This window comes from Acinetobacter sp. (assembly GCF_049284435.1).
In the GTDB taxonomy this organism is placed as follows: Bacteria; Pseudomonadota; Gammaproteobacteria; order Pseudomonadales; family Moraxellaceae; genus Acinetobacter.
On record NZ_JBAPXX010000122.1, the window covers coordinates 20,526 to 36,681 of the forward strand.

Annotated in this window: 13 protein-coding genes and 1 pseudogene; 7 read left to right on the forward strand and 7 right to left on the reverse strand. The window is 43.6% G+C overall.

Translation table 11 applies throughout. From position 1 onward, the window contains the following. Positions 1–9 precede the first annotated feature (9 nt). From WAK81_RS10845 to WAK81_RS10865, 5 genes are all read right to left on the reverse strand, one after another. On the reverse strand, positions 10–546 hold the full coding sequence (locus WAK81_RS10845; protein WP_086044775.1) for a DUF2058 domain-containing protein: 537 nt from the start codon (positions 544–546) through the stop codon (positions 10–12). Between the two features lie 15 nt (positions 547–561). Next, positions 562–1,236 carry a YoaK family protein gene (locus tag WAK81_RS10850; RefSeq protein WP_422196817.1) on the reverse strand — a complete coding sequence of 225 codons (675 nt, stop codon included), beginning with the start codon at positions 1,234–1,236 and terminating at the stop codon, positions 562–564. 42 nt (positions 1,237–1,278) lie between these two features. Beyond that, positions 1,279–2,475: a serine/threonine transporter SstT gene (gene sstT, locus WAK81_RS10855; RefSeq protein ID WP_422196818.1), complete on the reverse strand. Its 1,197-nt coding sequence runs from the start codon at positions 2,473–2,475 to the stop codon at positions 1,279–1,281. Positions 2,476–2,803: 328 nt separating this feature from the next. Continuing rightward, positions 2,804–4,552: a SulP family inorganic anion transporter gene (locus WAK81_RS10860; protein ID WP_422196819.1), complete on the reverse strand. Its 1,749-nt coding sequence runs from the start codon at positions 4,550–4,552 to the stop codon at positions 2,804–2,806. 227 nt (positions 4,553–4,779) lie between these two features. Beyond that, positions 4,780–5,097 (reverse strand): ArsR/SmtB family transcription factor, encoded by a 318-nt coding sequence (locus tag WAK81_RS10865; protein WP_422196820.1) that lies wholly within the window; start codon positions 5,095–5,097, stop codon positions 4,780–4,782. Between the two features lie 281 nt (positions 5,098–5,378). Between WAK81_RS10865 and cysK the strand changes: the two genes are divergently transcribed. The 4 genes from cysK to WAK81_RS10885 all read left to right on the forward strand — a co-directional run bounded on the left by cysK (position 5,379) and on the right by WAK81_RS10885 (position 9,952). Next, entirely contained in the window at positions 5,379–6,377 is a 999-nt protein-coding gene (gene cysK / locus WAK81_RS10870) for a cysteine synthase A (RefSeq protein ID WP_422196821.1), read from the forward strand. 195 nt (positions 6,378–6,572) lie between these two features. Continuing rightward, positions 6,573–9,272 carry a heavy metal translocating P-type ATPase gene (locus WAK81_RS10875; protein ID WP_422196822.1) on the forward strand — a complete coding sequence of 900 codons (2,700 nt, stop codon included), beginning with the start codon at positions 6,573–6,575 and terminating at the stop codon, positions 9,270–9,272. Continuing rightward, positions 9,269–9,679, forward strand: a complete 411-nt coding sequence (cueR, locus tag WAK81_RS10880; protein ID WP_422196823.1) for a Cu(I)-responsive transcriptional regulator — start codon at positions 9,269–9,271, stop codon at positions 9,677–9,679. The genes WAK81_RS10875 and cueR overlap by 4 nt, the downstream gene beginning before the upstream one ends. A 78-nt stretch (positions 9,680–9,757) precedes the next feature. After that, positions 9,758–9,952, forward strand: a complete 195-nt coding sequence (locus tag WAK81_RS10885; RefSeq protein ID WP_004731127.1) for a heavy-metal-associated domain-containing protein — start codon at positions 9,758–9,760, stop codon at positions 9,950–9,952. Between the two features lie 95 nt (positions 9,953–10,047). Here the strand turns inward: WAK81_RS10885 and WAK81_RS10890 are convergent, their stop codons facing one another. After that, positions 10,048–10,653, reverse strand: coding sequence for a TetR/AcrR family transcriptional regulator (locus WAK81_RS10890; protein WP_004280405.1), 606 nt, complete (start codon positions 10,651–10,653; stop codon positions 10,048–10,050). Positions 10,654–11,152: 499 nt separating this feature from the next. Between WAK81_RS10890 and WAK81_RS10895 the strand changes: the two genes are divergently transcribed. Next, on the forward strand, positions 11,153–12,934 hold the full coding sequence (locus WAK81_RS10895) for an acyl-CoA dehydrogenase C-terminal domain-containing protein (RefSeq protein WP_422196824.1): 1,782 nt from the start codon (positions 11,153–11,155) through the stop codon (positions 12,932–12,934). A gap of 78 nt (positions 12,935–13,012) precedes the next feature. Then, the gene (locus tag WAK81_RS10900) at positions 13,013–14,188 is read left to right on the forward strand and encodes a thiolase family protein (RefSeq protein ID WP_422196826.1); all 1,176 of its coding nucleotides are present in this window, start codon (positions 13,013–13,015) and stop codon (positions 14,186–14,188) included. Between the two features lie 190 nt (positions 14,189–14,378). Here the strand turns inward: WAK81_RS10900 and WAK81_RS10905 are convergent, their stop codons facing one another. Continuing rightward, complete coding sequence (locus WAK81_RS10905) at positions 14,379–15,446, reverse strand: zinc-binding metallopeptidase family protein (protein ID WP_422196825.1); 1,068 nt, start codon at positions 15,444–15,446, stop codon at positions 14,379–14,381. Between the two features lie 443 nt (positions 15,447–15,889). Here WAK81_RS10905 and WAK81_RS10910 point away from each other — a divergent pair. Continuing rightward, positions 15,890–16,156, forward strand: a pseudogene (locus WAK81_RS10910) (IS701 family transposase); the annotation flags it as partial.

Consider the following 16,156-nt stretch of genomic DNA (forward strand, 5'->3'; position numbering starts at 1 on the left):
TAGGCACTGTTACCACATCAAATCATCAGGAATGACATAAGCTGCATATGGATCTTCTTCATCGGTAGTTTCTTCATTTTTCTCTGAATTATTCACAATGATAAAGCCCTGCATTTTCGCATTGATACGATCTGCCAGAGCTTTAGGCAAGAAAGCATAGCTGTCATTTTCACGTGCAATGACCAGACTACCTGCCACCAGCGCATTATAGATTTGCTGGTTCAAATAGACCTTTTTGATTTTGCTGTCATCAATAAACTGATACACCGCATCACCGTCAGTATCACGGATTTTGTGCTGATTAATCATTTGCATGATCGCGGCTTTCAGCTCTTTTTCCTGCAAAGCTGCTTTTTTCTCTTGCTCAATCGCCTGATCTTTGGCCATTTTTTGCTGTTTGTCTTGTTCAATCTTGGCCTTGATTTCAGCCTCAGTGCTGTCACCAGTGCGTTTTTCATGCACAGCCTGTTTAGACAGTTTTTTGGCTTTTTTATTGTCGACCAATCCTGCCTTTAACAATTGTGCCTGCAATGCATTTTTAACCATGAGAATGTCCAGATATTAGTCGTGTTGATGTCGATAACGTAAATAAATCACCCAATACGTGAGACTGAGAACCAGACTCAGCACTGCCGGGATCAGGAATGCATTTAATTTTAAATAAGGATATAGCCAGCTGGCAAGAATACCGCCGCTTAAAAAACCGAGCAAAATAAGCAGATGCAAAACCACGCGTCGTGATTCTACCTCTAAACCGCGCAAACGGTAGCCCATCGCCAAGCCGAGGTCGGTCAGTACGCCAGATAAATGCGTGGTGCGAATAATGGCGCCTTTATAGTGGCTGACCATGGCATTTTGCACACCCATGGCAACACAGGCCCATAACAAGGCATAGCGCGGGAAATAGGGCAATAATAACCAGCAGATCAAAATAAAAATAGCCACCAGGCTTAAAGGATAACCATAAAGTTGCCCCAAGCGAAAGTGACTATTTCCAAGAATCAGCCCGCTATAGGATGAGCCAATGACATAGCAGAGTGTGATCAGAAAGAGATAAAACATCTGTTCTGGTTGCCAGTTCAGCAGGGCCATGGCCAGCATACTGACATTACCGGTCATATGTGAAACAGACTGGTGCAGTACCGTCACCAGACCCAGGACGTTAATCATGCCGGCATTGACCGCAAGAAAAAACGCCCCTAATTGTACCCAGGTAGGTAAACGCTGTAATGGCATAACAACATCATTGGCTAAACGTATTGATTAATCAATATAAAATCAATTTGATGCGCGGTCTACTGCTGTAGTAAATAAAACATCGGTTGATGAGTTTAGCGCAGTTTCAGTAGAATCCTGCAATACGCTGATCACCATACCAATCGCAACGACTTGCATGGCAATATCCGAAGAAATCCCAAACAGGCCACATGCAACTGGAATCAGTAACAATGAACCGCCTGCAACACCTGAAGCGCCACATGCCGAGACGGTTGCCACCACAGAAAGAATGAGCATGGTGGTAAAGTCGACATTAATACCCAAGGTATTCACGGCTGCCAGTGATAATACGGTAATGGTCACAGAAGCACCAGCCATATTGATCGTTGCACCCAGTGGAATCGCGATACTAGAGGTGGATTCTTTTACACCCAGACGTTTTGCCAGATCCAGATTGACTGGAATATTGGCTGCCGAACTGCGGGTAAAGAAGGCAGTGATCCCACTTTCACGCAAACAAGTGAACACCAGAGGATATGGATTACTACGTGTCACCATACCGACTAAAAGTGGATTGATCACCAATGCAACAAAAACCATGGTGCCAAGTAATACTGTCAGTACATGTACATAACTAGTTAAGGTTTCCAGACCTGATTCGGCAAAAGTTACTGCCACCAGACCGAAAATACCAATCGGTGCAAAGCTGATCACCAGACGAATCACATGGTTAATGGCAAAAGCGGCATCATTCAGGACAGTTTTGGTGGTATCGGATGCATGACGTAAGGCAATACCCAAAGCCACTGCCCAGGCCAAAATACCAATAAAGTTCGCTTCAGCAATCGCAACTACAGGGTTGGCGACAAAACTAAGCACTAGGTTTTTCAGAATTTCGACCAGACTACCGGGTGGCTGCAAGTCAGCTTGTGCCGCAATATCCAGTAAGAGCGTACTTGGAAAGATAATGCTGGCCACAACGGCACTGAGTGCTGCCAGGAACATACCGACCGCATACATCATCATAATCGGTTTGATGGCGGCGTTGGATTGGCCCACCTTAAAATTCGCGATAGAAGCTAAAACTAAAATGAAAACCAGAATCGGTGCAACAGACTTCAAGGCTTTAATAAACAGGTCGCCCAATAGGCTTAATGAGGGAGTAGCTTCGGGAAATACCACAGCCACACCCACACCTAAAATAATGGCGATGATGATTCGAGAGACTAAGCTCATGCGCATAAGGGCAGAAAACATAAGGTTGCCTTGTGAAAATTACGAGGGCTAAATTTGGGAAAAAGTTGCGCTATTTTATACTTAATTTAAACAAGGCTTAAAATATATTTTTATATAAAACCCAAGATATTGATATTATTTATTTATTCTAAAATTAATTGGTTTAAAACAGCGCTTATATTGAAGAAAAACTTCTTAAAATGATGAATAAATCAGCGCTTTTAAAATTATATTCATGAAATAAATATCAAAGTTAAATAGATAAATTCAAATTATATTTGAAAATTTAAAAAAGTTGGAACTTATGACCGGTTTAAATCTCCGGCCATAAGTTCAAGTATCTGCTGTTCTAAATCGTATAATCTTTATGCTGCTCAAAGATCTCTGGCGCCAGGTCTTGAATCGCCTGAAAATGCGTCAGATAAATGCGCCCGCTTAGATGCGTCATCAATTTAGAAGCTTGCAGCTTGTCCATGACCGGACCTTTGACTTCGGCAAAATGCAGGCGAATATCCAGTTTGGCCAGTTCAGCATTTAAATCTTCCAGCATTTCCAAGGCACTCAGATCAATCGCACTGATGCTCGAACAGTTGATAATCACATGTTGTAACTTGTCATTCAGGCTGATCTCATTGATCAGATAACCTTTGAAGCTATTGGCATTCAGAAACGTTAGATTCTCATCAATCCGCAGTGACAGCACCCGATTGGAGGTACTGACCTGATGCCGCTGAATATTTCGAAAATGCTGGGTTCCTTCGACCAGACCGACAACCGCAATATGCGGACGGCTGATTCTCCATAGCATCAGCACAAAGGTCGACACGATCCCAATGATCAAACCGGTGGAAATATCAATCAGGACCACGCCGAGAAAGGTAATCCACATGGCAAGGCCATCTGCCTTGGAATAACGCCAAGCATCAAAAAATGGCTGGAAATTAACCAACTTCCAGATGGAAACAATAATCGTCGCGGCCAGAATGGTCAGCGGCAGATCTTCAAAAAATCCGGTAAAGAACAAGCTCACGAAAATAATCAGAATCGAGGATAAAACACCGGCCATGGGTGATTTAGCACCGGCATCGGCGTTCACCACCGTCCGTGACAGGCTGCCCGTCACAGGAAAAGCTGAACTCACGCCCGCACTGATATTGGCCAGGCCGAGCGCAATCAGTTCCTGATTACTGTTTAAATGACTGCGTTGCTGTAAGGCCGTGGCTTGAGCAATCGATAGTGACTCCACAAAGCTGATCATGGCGATCATGCTGGCACCCGGTAACAAGGTCATCACCAGTTCCCAGTTCCAATGTGGAAAAGATAAAGGTGGAAAACCGGAAGGAATTGCACCGACCGTTTTAATGCCCTGAAGCTTTAAATCCAGAAATACAATTGCTGTAATGCCGAGACACACCAGAATCAGGGGCACCGCACGGACTAAAAAATCTGTAGAACCGATCCGGCTTTGTACAGCCTGAGATTTTAATAACTTGGGCAGATAGATCAGCAGACCGATAGAGAGCAGGCCGAAAATTAGGCTCGGCACGTGCAGCACCGGGAAATATTGCAGCAGACTGCTGACAAACTCCGGAATGTTATTGGCTTTTAAGGGAAGATCAACCAAAAACTTTAACTGCCCAAAAGCAATCAATAAGGCAGAGGCAATAATAAAGCTTTGGATCACTGGATGACTGATCAACTGGATCAGAAAACCAAAACGGAATAATCCCAAAAGCAGGGAAATAATCCCGACCATGATTGCCAATAAAGTCGCAGCTTCGATGTAGACCGGTGAGCCGACTTCAAAAAGTGGATTGAGCGTAGCAAAAGTCATCATGGAAATGATCGCCACCGGGCCAATCGATAAAGTCGAACTCCCACCGAGCAGAGCATAAATGATCATCGGCAGGATGCTGGCATATAAGCCCATGATCGGCGGCAATCCTGCCAGCATGGCATAGGCCATCCCTTGAGGCACCAGCATCGCCACTACAATCAGGGCAGCCAGTACATCGGATTTAAATTTGACCGGCGTATAGTGGCTTAACCAGGCCCAGGCAGGCAGTCTATGCAGAATTTTAGACTTGAAATTTGGCATAAAAAGGTCTAAATCACAAATATAGATATATTATGCACAAATTCTGCTAAGAAGTCTTAGTTGATCCAGCTTCTTGATGATTCATGTTTAAAATGAATCATCTGAGCCAGTCACGTATCATTTCAAAAACTCTATTTTAAAGTTCTATGATCGTGAATTAATGGTATAGAACAATATCAATAAGAGTTTAAAGAAACTCATCTTGATGACTGAAAAAGAAAGATTCGTTATTTAGCTGGATTGCCGCAATACAATTGATAAAGGGTATTTAAGACCACAATCAAATTTTGATCTTTAATTGAATAATAAATCTGTTTGCCATCGCGTCGAGTATCTACCACATCGCTTTTACGCAGCATCATGAGCTGCTGGGAAAGTGTCGGCTGTTTAATCTCAGTCATTTCCTCAATTTCTGAAACATTCAGTTCCGCTTGAGACAGATGACATAAAATGAGAAGACGGTCGGTATTGGCCAGAGATTTTAAAATGCCGACGACCTGTTCTGCTGAATCGCGCATAGTCGTGATTTCAAAATCGGGTTTCATTCAATATGTCCATTATAAAGTTACAGCCCGCTAATTATACGAGTCTTAGCCCGTAATACCTTGCTAAAAACAGTTAAGTTTTATGGTTTTTAATGAATTGAATTATCAATTAAAATTATATTTTAAATATTGATAGATAAGATAAATTTATTGCATAGTGTAGAAAGTATTTTAGTTCACATTCGTGCAATGAAGTGCAAGTTTCATCAAACATCTACAAAGCAAAAAAATGCTTGTATGATGTTTAAGCGACTTGAACCAATAACATCAGGGATATCATCATGAGTACAGATTCAGCTTTTCCAACACCGAATAATTTAGGTATAGCGGTTTATAGTAATAATGCAGACGCGATTGGAAATACACCGCTTGTTCGTATTAATCGTGTGATTTCCGGTCCGGCCACTGTACTTGCGAAAATTGAAAGCCGTAATCCAGCATTTTCAGTCAAGTGTCGTATAGGTGCTGCATTGATTAATGAGGCTGAAAAATCTGGCAAACTCAAACCAGGTATGCATATTGTCGAGCCGACTAGTGGCAATACTGGGATTGCCCTGGCTTTTGTTGCCGCGGCCAAAGGTTATGACATTACTTTAACCATGCCTTCAAGTATGAGTATTGAACGCCGTAAGGTGGTGAAAGCATTGGGTGCCAATCTGGTTTTGACTGATCCGGCCAAAGGCATGAAGGGTGCGATTGAAGAAGCAGAACGTTTGCTGAATCAGAACCCTGAACAATATTTCCTGCCACAACAGTTTGTAAATCCGGCTAACCCAAACATTCATGAAGAAACCACGGGCCCAGAAATCTGGGAAGCGACTGCGGGAAATGTTGATATTCTGGTCGCAGGTGTCGGAACGGGTGGAACCATTACCGGTATTTCACGCTACTTTGAAAAGGTAAAAAATAAGCCTTTATATTCAGTGGCGGTGGAACCCGCTGAGTCTGCAATTATTGGTCAGGCCAAACGTGGTGAAGACATTACACCTGGACCACACAAAATTCAGGGGATTGGTGCCAACTTCATTCCAGGCAATCTGGATTTAGACCTCGTTGATGAAGTGATTGCCATTAATAGCGCAGATGCAGTCGAGTGGGCGCGTAAAACAGCGGCTCAGGAAGGTATCCTGGTCGGCATTTCAAGTGGTGCGGCCATGGCAGCAGCAGCCCAATTGGCGGCTCGCCCTGAAAATGCCGGTAAAAATATTGTGGTGATTTTGCCAGACGGTGGTGAACGTTACCTGTCTTCGGTCTTGTTTGAAGATATTTCTGCCGAATAACATTGATGCATTTTATATTTTAAATACTGCCATACAAGCCCGAAGTCATCTTCGGGCTTTTTTATCTTTTTTTATTTAGTTCTCTTTGCTGGCAGTAGGACGCTGCATTATTTTTAAAATAGTCAGATGAAGGACTTGACCTTACCATGATGGGAATGTTTAAGCTATAACATCAACAGTGAGTTGAGGCATGGAATGGGTATGGCAGAACAAGATAGCAACCGCTTATATGAGCAGCAGGTGCAGATTGGCGGTATGACCTGTGCCTCCTGTGTAGCTCGGGTGGAAAAAGCCTTGAAAAAAATTGAAGGCGTGGTCGAGGCATCTGTCAACCTGTCGACTGAAAAAGCTTTTATTAAAAGCCAGAAACCGATTGCTGCCGCTGCGCTGGTTCAAGCAATTGAAAAATCCGGTTTTGATGTACCGACGCAACAGTTTGATTTGAACATTGAAGGTATGACCTGTGCATCCTGTGTGGCTCGCGTAGAAAAAGCCCTAAAAAAAGTGGAAGGCGTGCTGGATGCACAAGTGAATCTTGCCACTGAAAAGGCGCATGTGAGTGCGATCAATTCTGTGCCATTGTCTAAACTAACTCAGGCAGTGCAAAAAGCCGGTTTTGATATTCAGACTGACCGGATTGAACTGGCAATTGAAGGTATGACTTGCGCTTCATGTGTGGCACGGGTTGAAAAAGCCTTATTGAAAGTAGAGGGTGTCAGCGAAGCACAGGTCAATCTGGCCACCGAAACTGCCTGGGTGAAAGCCTCGCATGCCCAGCTTCCGGCCTTGATTACTGCCGTGGAGAAAGCCGGTTATCAGGCCACAGTAAAATCCGGTACGGATATGTCGGCAGATAGTCATGGTGCTTTTCAGGAAAAGAAAGCCAATGAAACGGCACAACTGAAACGAGATTTATGGCTTGCTGTCATTCTGACAGCGCCTGTATTTATTCTGGAAATGGGTTCACATCTGATCCCAGCTTTTCATCACTGGATTACACATACACTGGGAACCCAGAACAGCTGGTATCTGCAGTTTGTGCTGACCACTTTGGTGCTGATTATTCCGGGACGGCGTTTTTATCAGCATGGGATTCCGGCATTGTTACGTCTGGCGCCAGATATGAATTCTCTGGTCGCAGTCGGAACCATTGCAGCTTACGGATTTTCCTGTATTGCGACCTTTTTTCCGCAGTTGTTACCCCAGTCCACCGTGCATGTATATTTTGAAGCGGCCGCCGTCATTGTCGCGCTGATTTTACTGGGGCGTTATCTGGAAGCCAAAGCCAAAGGTAAAACCTCGGAAGCGATTCAGTATCTGGTCGGCTTGCAACCGAAAACGGCACGGGTACAACAGAATGATCACTGGGTTGATCTGGCAATTGCCGATGTACAACAAGGCATGCTGATTGAAATTCGCCCGGGTGAAAAAGTTGCTGTCGATGGTGAAGTTGTTAGCGGGCAAAGTTATATCGATGAGGCAATGATTAGTGGTGAACCGTTACCTGTGGCCAAACAGGCTGGTGATCAGGTTGTCGGCGGTACGGTAAACCAGAACGGAACCTTGCAAATCAAAGCCACTGCCGTCGGCCAAGATTCGGTACTGGCGCAGATTATTCAGATGGTAGAACAGGCACAAGGCTCAAAACTGCCGATTCAGGCAGTGGTCGATAAAGTAACCTTATGGTTTGTACCGGCTGTTATGGCACTGGCGGCCTTGACGTTTATCGTCTGGTTCCTGTTTGGGCCTGAGCCGAATCTGACCTACGCATTGGTCAACGCCGTGGCGGTGCTGATTATTGCCTGTCCATGTGCGATGGGACTGGCGACTCCTACCTCAATTATGGTCGGAACTGGCCGTGCAGCAGAACTGGGCGTGCTATTCCGTAAGGGTGAAGCTTTACAGTTACTGCAACAAACCAAAGTCGTCGCGCTGGACAAAACCGGAACCTTAACTGAAGGAAAACCGCTGCTGACCAACTTTGAAGTTACTGCAGATTTTAATCAGCAGACCGTATTACAGCTGGTGGCTTCGGTGGAGGCCAAGTCAGAACATCCGATTGCCCATGCCATCGTTCAGGCTGCCCGCGAGCAAGAGCTTGAACTATTGGAAGTGACGGATTTTGATTCGATCACTGGTGCTGGGGTGAAAGCACAGGTGTCCGGTCAGCAGCTGCATATTGGTGCAGAACGTTTGATGCAGGACTTGGGCTTAAATGTCGATCTGTTTAGAGCCACTGCACAAAAGCTCGGTGATCAGGGCCGCAGTCCTTTATACGTAGCGATTAATCAGAAGCTGGCTGCGATTATTGCTGTCGCTGACCCGATTAAACCGACTACTTATAGCGCGATTCAGGCCTTGCATGACCAAGGCCTCAAAGTGGCGATGATTACCGGGGATCACCAGCATACAGCGCAGGCGATTGCCAGACAGCTGAAAATTGATCAGGTAATTGCGGAAGTTTTGCCGCATGAAAAAGTTGATGCCGTAAGACAACTCCAGCAGCAATACGGCGTGCTCACTTTTGTCGGGGATGGAATCAATGATGCGCCAGCACTGGCACAGGCCGATGTCGGTATGGCGATTGGTACCGGCACTGATGTCGCGATTGAAGCGGCCGATGTCGTGCTGATGTCAGGCAATTTACAGCATGTGGCTACAGGCATTGGCTTAAGTCAGGCCACCATGCGTAATATCAAACAGAATCTGTTTTGGGCCTTTGTTTATAATATTGCCTTAATTCCGATTGCCGCAGGTGTGCTGTATCCGTTTTGGGGCATTCTGTTATCGCCAATGTTTGCCGCAGGCGCGATGGCACTATCCTCCGTGTTTGTTGTCAGTAATGCCTTGAGATTAAAAGCCTATCAACCGGTGCAGTTTAAGGAGTCAGTATGATGAATATTGGTCAGGCCGCAAAACGTTCCGGCATCTCTGCGAAAATGATTCGTTATTATGAAGACATTGGTTTGTTGCCGGCTCCGAAACGCAGTGATACAGGGTATCGGATTTATAGTGATGCGGACATTAGAACCTTAAGTTTTATCCAGCATGCACGTGAACTGGGATTTTCTTCAGAGCAGATGAAAGAATTACTCGGTCTGTGGTTGAACAGCTCACGCCAGAGTAGTGAGGTCAAACAGCTAGCGCAAAAACATATCCAGTTTTTACAACAGAAAATTGCCGATATGCAGCATATGCTGGTGATATTACAGCAATCCGTAGAACAATGTGCCGGCAATGAACAGTCCGATTGCCAGATTTTAAAACAGATTGAACAGGGTGCTGTCCCTGAGCAGCACTGACCTGATCTTCAATTAAATTTAGGTTAAATATAGTCTGCTGAATCCCATAAACTTTAAACCGAACCTATGGAGCTAAACATGAAATTCCGTATTGAAAACATGACCTGTGGTGGCTGCGCGCGCAGTGTCACGGCTACGATTAAAGATCTGGATGAAAATGCTACTGTGAATATTGATGTGGCGACTAAGCTGGTTGAAGTTGAATCGACAGCCAGTGAGTCTGAGATTGTTGCAGCTTTAACTGAAGATGGTTTCCCGCCTGTGGCAGCCTGATGGTTGTCGAGTTAGATCGCGAAAGTGATCGTATGAAATCATACAGCCAAATAAAAAAATGCCTGATCGAATCAGGCATTTTTTTATTATAATAATTATACCGATGAGATTTTATCTGGCGTCATGAGTGCTTGATTAATATACAGCTTAATCAGACGTTCGCGTGACCCAATCGCTTTTTGGTAATTGGTCGAATTTAATAATAGCGAAGCGCCATAGGTGACTGTCCAGATATAAGACAAATAATCGCGAATCGACATAGCACTTTCTAAAGCCACCAGATAATCATGGGTGATGTCTTTAATCCGGATAATCCGTTCTTCACGAATACGATAAAGCTCCTGAAATAACTCTTTCAGATTTTTTTCGTTATTGGTTAAACGCTCTTCAATCACGTGCAACAGGATGGTTCGGTTTGAATTGAGCATGTGATAGAGCATATATTGTGAAACATAATTTTTAATATCGTTATTATGCTTTTTTGATATTTCTAGAATTCTTTTTTCATTCAGAATAATCAGTTCTAAATATAACTGGTTCTTGCTTTTAAAATGTTTGTAGATGGTTCCTTTTGCGATGTCCAGTTCACTGGCCAGCTCACTCAGGGTAATGTCCTGATTATTATCCAGTAGCAGGCTTTCCGCCATGCTGAGGATCTTCTCTTTACGAAGAAGGAAGTTCTGCTGTCTTACAGTCGTCATCTTCTTGGTCCATACTTTTCGAAAAAGAACCTCTCAAGAATATGCAATTTTATACGCGATAGCTATAAAACTAAGGTCGTGATATTTGTCTTATTTTGTATATTTATGCAGCAACTGCTGACAAATAAAAATAGCTATGGTGAGCAGCCAGAAATATTGTCAAGAAAACTGAACCCTAGAGATCAACTTTGCTAAATAAAATTCCATTTTCAGTATAATTATTTTATTGTTTCAGCGCATCAAGCTAAATCCTTTAACTGTTTTAAGCCTATATTCATCAGGGTTTAGTACGGAAAGTAGATCAATATTAAGCTGGCAGATTCAGTCACTTATACTGAACATGAAGACGTGATTTTTAAGGCAACTTTATGAATCTAGATATAGATTTAATACTGTAAGAATTAGATATCACGATTTTAAAATCGCCTGCCTTGATTCTAACGAAAATTAGAAAATATTTGGCAACAGGATTGAGTATCACCCTTTAAGGAATTTAAAAATGCCGATTTATAATGCGCCGCTAAAAGACATGAAATTTATTTTAAATGATGTATTCCATGCTGAACAATTTTGGCAAGGTAATGAAAATCTTGCACATTTAGATATGGCGACGGCAAATGCAATTCTGGAAGAAATGGCCAAATTTTCCAAAAATGTCATTCTTGATCTGAATCGTCCCGCTGATGAAGAAGGTGGTGCTCAGTTTAAAAACGGTGAAGTGACCACGCCGGCTGGCTTTAAAGAAGCTTTCAGACAGTTTGCCGAAGGTGGCTGGGTGGGCTTAGGTGCTCCTGAAGAATGGGGCGGGCAAAACATGCCGAAGATGCTCACGGTTCTGGCGGATGAAATGATCTGGAGCACCAACCCATCATTCATGCTTTATCCACTACTCACTGTGGGTGCAGGTATGGCGATCAATGACCGCGCCTCACAGGAACAGAAAGAAACCTATCTACCAAAATTTTATACGGGTGAATGGTCGGGCACCATGTGTCTGACTGAACCACATTCCGGTACAGACCTTGGCATTATCAAGACCAAAGCTGAACCGAATGAAGATGGTTCGTACAATATTACCGGCACCAAAATTTTTATTACTAGCGGTGAACATGATCTGAGTGAAAATATCATTCATCTGGTACTGGCGAAAACACCGAATGCACCAGCAGGTTCACGTGGTATTTCATTATTTATTGTGCCGAAATTCCTGGTCAATGCCGATGTTTCTCTCGGTGAACGTAATGCAGTATCTGCCGGTTCGATCGAACATAAAATGGGAATCAAAGGCTCGGCGACCTGTGTCATGAACTTTGATGGTGCCAAGGGCTATATGGTTGGTAATGAAAATGAAGGTCTGGCCGGCATGTTCGTGATGATGAACTACGAACGTTTATCTATGGGAATTCAGGGCATTGGTGCAGCAGAATTTGCCTACCAGAATGCGGCACAATATGCGACGGACCGTTTACAGGGCCGTGCATCAACTGGTGCAAAATCTCCAGAAAAACCAGCCGATTCGATTCTGGTGCATGGCGATGTACGCCGTATGCTGCTCAATGTACGTGCTAACAATGAAGCCTCGCGTGCTTTCGCGGTGTATGTCGGTCAACAGTTGGATATCACCAAATACTCAACCGATCCTGAAGCGGTGCGTAAAGCGACTGACCGTGTGGCTCTGTTAACGCCAATCGCCAAAGCTTACTTAACCGACAAGGCATTGGATTCTGCACTGGAAGCACAAATGTGTTTCGGTGGTCATGGTTATATCCGTGAATGGGGCATGGAACAATGTATCCGTGACTTGCGTATTTCACAGATTTATGAAGGCACCAATGGCGTACAGGCGATTGACCTGATTGGGCGTAAAACCACCAAATGTAATGGTGCTTATATCGCGGAATATATTGCTGAAATCCGTGAATTTGCTCAAAGTCTAGATGAAGGATTAGCGATTAAAGCCGCCACCTTAGAAACCTGTCAGCAACTTGAAGACATCACCAGATTCATCGTCGAGCAGTCTAAACTGAATCCTGATTTTGCCAACTCGATTGCTGTCGATTATTTACATGCGGTTGGTCTACTGAGTTTTGTCTATATGTATGCGCGAATCAGCAAAGCCGCTGCAGCCAAAGACGACAGCTACTTCCAGAACAAACTGGTACTGGCCAATTACTATGTGGCCAAAGTACTTCCGGATTTGAGTGCACGAATCCAACGTATTCAAGCCGGTGCGGAACTGGTCATGCAATTGCCTGAAGCATATTTTACCGCACAGGCTTAACCAGCAATGATTGCGAAGGACCAACACTGTAAAGCTTCGGCTGTGCAGTGTTAAATAACAATGATGAAAAAGGATGAAATTAGAATGATTGTAATTGTAGAAGCTGTACGTACCGCGATGGGCGGTTTTCAAGGTTCACTTTCAAGCTGTACCGCGCCAGATTTGGGTGCTGTGGTGATCAAGGAAGTAGTGGCACGTGCAGGGTTGGTGGCCAATGATATTGATGAAGTGATCATGGGCTGTGTTCTTCCTGCAGGATTAAAACAGGGTCCAGCACGTCAGGCCATGCGTCAGGCAGGTTTACCGGATTTAACTGGTGCGACCACCATCAATAAAATTTGTGGTTCAGGCATGAAAGCCGTGATGCAGGCGGCAGACGCGATCAAGGCCGGTTCAGCAGATATTGTGGTTGCAGGCGGTATGGAATCGATGTCAAACGCACCATATTTGATGGACAAGGCACGTGCCGGATTCCGTATGGGGCATGGAAAAGTCATTGATCACATGTTCCAGGAAGGTCTGGAAGATGCGGAAACAGGTCTGTCGATGGGGATTTTGGCTCAGGAAATGGCGGATAAAAAAGGCTATAGCCGTGAGCAGCAGGACGACTATGCGATTAGCTCATTAAATAAAGCCGTGACTGCCGTTCAGCAAGGGTTTTTTAAAGATGAAATCGTGCCAGTCACTGTCAGCAGCCGTAAAGGTGATGTGATAGTAGAGCAGGACGAACAGCCTTTAAATGCCAAAGCTGACAAAATTCCAACTTTGCGTCCAGCGTTCAAAAAAGACGGGACCATTACTGCGGCAAATGCCAGTTCAATTTCAGATGGTGCTTCGGCACTGGTGATCACCTCTAGTGAAATTGCTGCACAGCGTAATTTAAAACCGCTAGCCAATATTCTGGCCTATGCCAGCCATTCGCAGCATCCTTCAGAATTTACCATTGCGCCTGTTAGTGCGATTGAAAAAGTTCTGAAAAAAACCGGTTGGGATGCTCAGGATGTTGACCTTTGGGAAATCAATGAAGCTTTTGCCATGGTCACCATGTTGGCCATTGATGCCTTTAAACTTGATCCAGCAAAAGTGAACGTCAATGGCGGTGCCTGTGCGCTCGGTCATCCATTGGGTTCTTCTGGTTCCCGTATTATCGTGACCTTGATTCATGCTTTAAAACGTACGGGCGGCAAGAAAGGGATTGCGTCCTTATGTATCGGCGGTGGGGAAGCGACGGCGATTGCTGTGGAACTGGTTTAAGCCCATCCTAAATCGTATATTCAGGTAGAAAACTCAATACTGATTCATTCAAAAGTTGCTGCTCTTGGTTCGCCAGGAGCAGGTATCCTTTAAATCATATTAATTTTTAAAATACACAATAAAATCCATATTTTCAGACTTTGCTGATCCCATTCCATCTATAGTTTTACTATAAAAATTACTTTTTAAATTATTTAAAAACTTTTTCCAGCACATGCCGGTGAATAAATCGTAACTTGTCTTTAACCACTTCGCTCAGCTTGAACGGGTAGGCATCTTCCAGACCCATACAACGGTTTAAGGCATTCAGATTAAAGGTCAAGGTGACCCAGTTTTCAAGGATATGTTCAAAATCCTGTCCACCAATCGGGCATTCTTTAAAATCCATACTGGCCAGATAGCTACCATTTCCTTCAACACGCATACCACCATAATAAGCAGTTTCCAGTGTTTCCATCATATGCAGATAATGTGCCCAGGTTTCTGCCCAGTCTTCCCAGGGATGGGCAGTAGCATAAGCACTGATATACTTTTCCTGCCAGTTGATTGGCGCGCCTTCATTATAGTGACGTTCAAGTGCCTTGCCGTAGTCTTGCCGCTCATCGCCAAAATAATGACGGAATTCATCTAGCAATTCCGGATGCATATGTTGCATGAGCGCAAAATAATAATGACCGCTTTCATGACGAAAATGACCCAATAAAGTCCGGTAGTTTTCACCCATATTTACGCGTGTGGTTTCACGATAAACCACATCAGCTTCAATGGCATTTAGGGTAATGACACCATTGGCATGACCAATTAAAACAGGCTTGTCTTCTTGGGGCAGTAGAAAATCAAAACGCAGACCAAATGGATCATCTTCAGACTTTTTAGGACGTGGCATCATGTTCATGCGCTGTGCCAAATACAGGAAACGGCGTTTGGCTTCTTCCAGTCGAAACCAGTAAATCAGGTTCTCAGAATTTTCCAGATCAGGAATGACATGGGTCAACTGACAGGATTCACAAAATTCCTCATCTTCATCGCTAGGAATCATCCAGTTACATACCTGATAATTTACATAATTGTGACAGGGTTTATAACTGGCATGCTGGTAGTTCTTGGCGATTGGAACCCATCGTTCAGCGCTCTGTTTTTCGAATGCGCACAGCTCTTTTTCCGAAGCGATATAACCGATCGGTGACAGACAGTGATCACAAACTGATTTGTAAAAAAACAGCTGTTGCTTGCAGACGGCACATTCAAAATGTTTCATTAAACTCCCTGCAGGGAAGCGAACGACCTAAAATGTTTATCGATGATGAACACCAAAAAAGGTTCAGAATGCCTACCTAAATTTCTTCCTGACAAAGAAACATCATAAAAATTTCATTGAAAATTCTATATGGATGAATTGTAAATATAGGCTGCCTGATATTAAATGAAGCTTGGTTTTAATCAGAAAAGTATAGTTAAACAAGGTTTTAAATAGATGAATTATTTTTTAAAAATAAAGTTAAATCTCGCCTTGAAGGTATGGGGGATTGTTCAAGAAACATTGTCGAATGTTCCAGTCTATTTTGAAACTCTGATGAAATAGATTTAAGAAGAACTAAGCATCTTAAGAACGATAATTTTTTGATTTGTGCAATCCAGTTAGTAGGGGTTTTAAATAACTGATGTTACGCACTCGATTGAAAAAGTCTTATAATTCGTAGCATGAATAAAGGTTTATTAGACCTCTATACAGACTACCTGATTTGTTCAACTGAGCAGACAACAGCAACCCAATTATCAAGAATGCTTGATGGTCATGTAAGTCATGATCAGGTTACCCGTTTTTTGTCTAGCCAATCCTTTACTGATAAAGATTTATGGAAACTCGTAAAACCTACACTCAGGTCTATCGAGTCAGAAGAGGATGGGGTTTTAATTTTTGATGACACTATCATTGAAAAACAATGGACTGATGAAAACGAAATCATT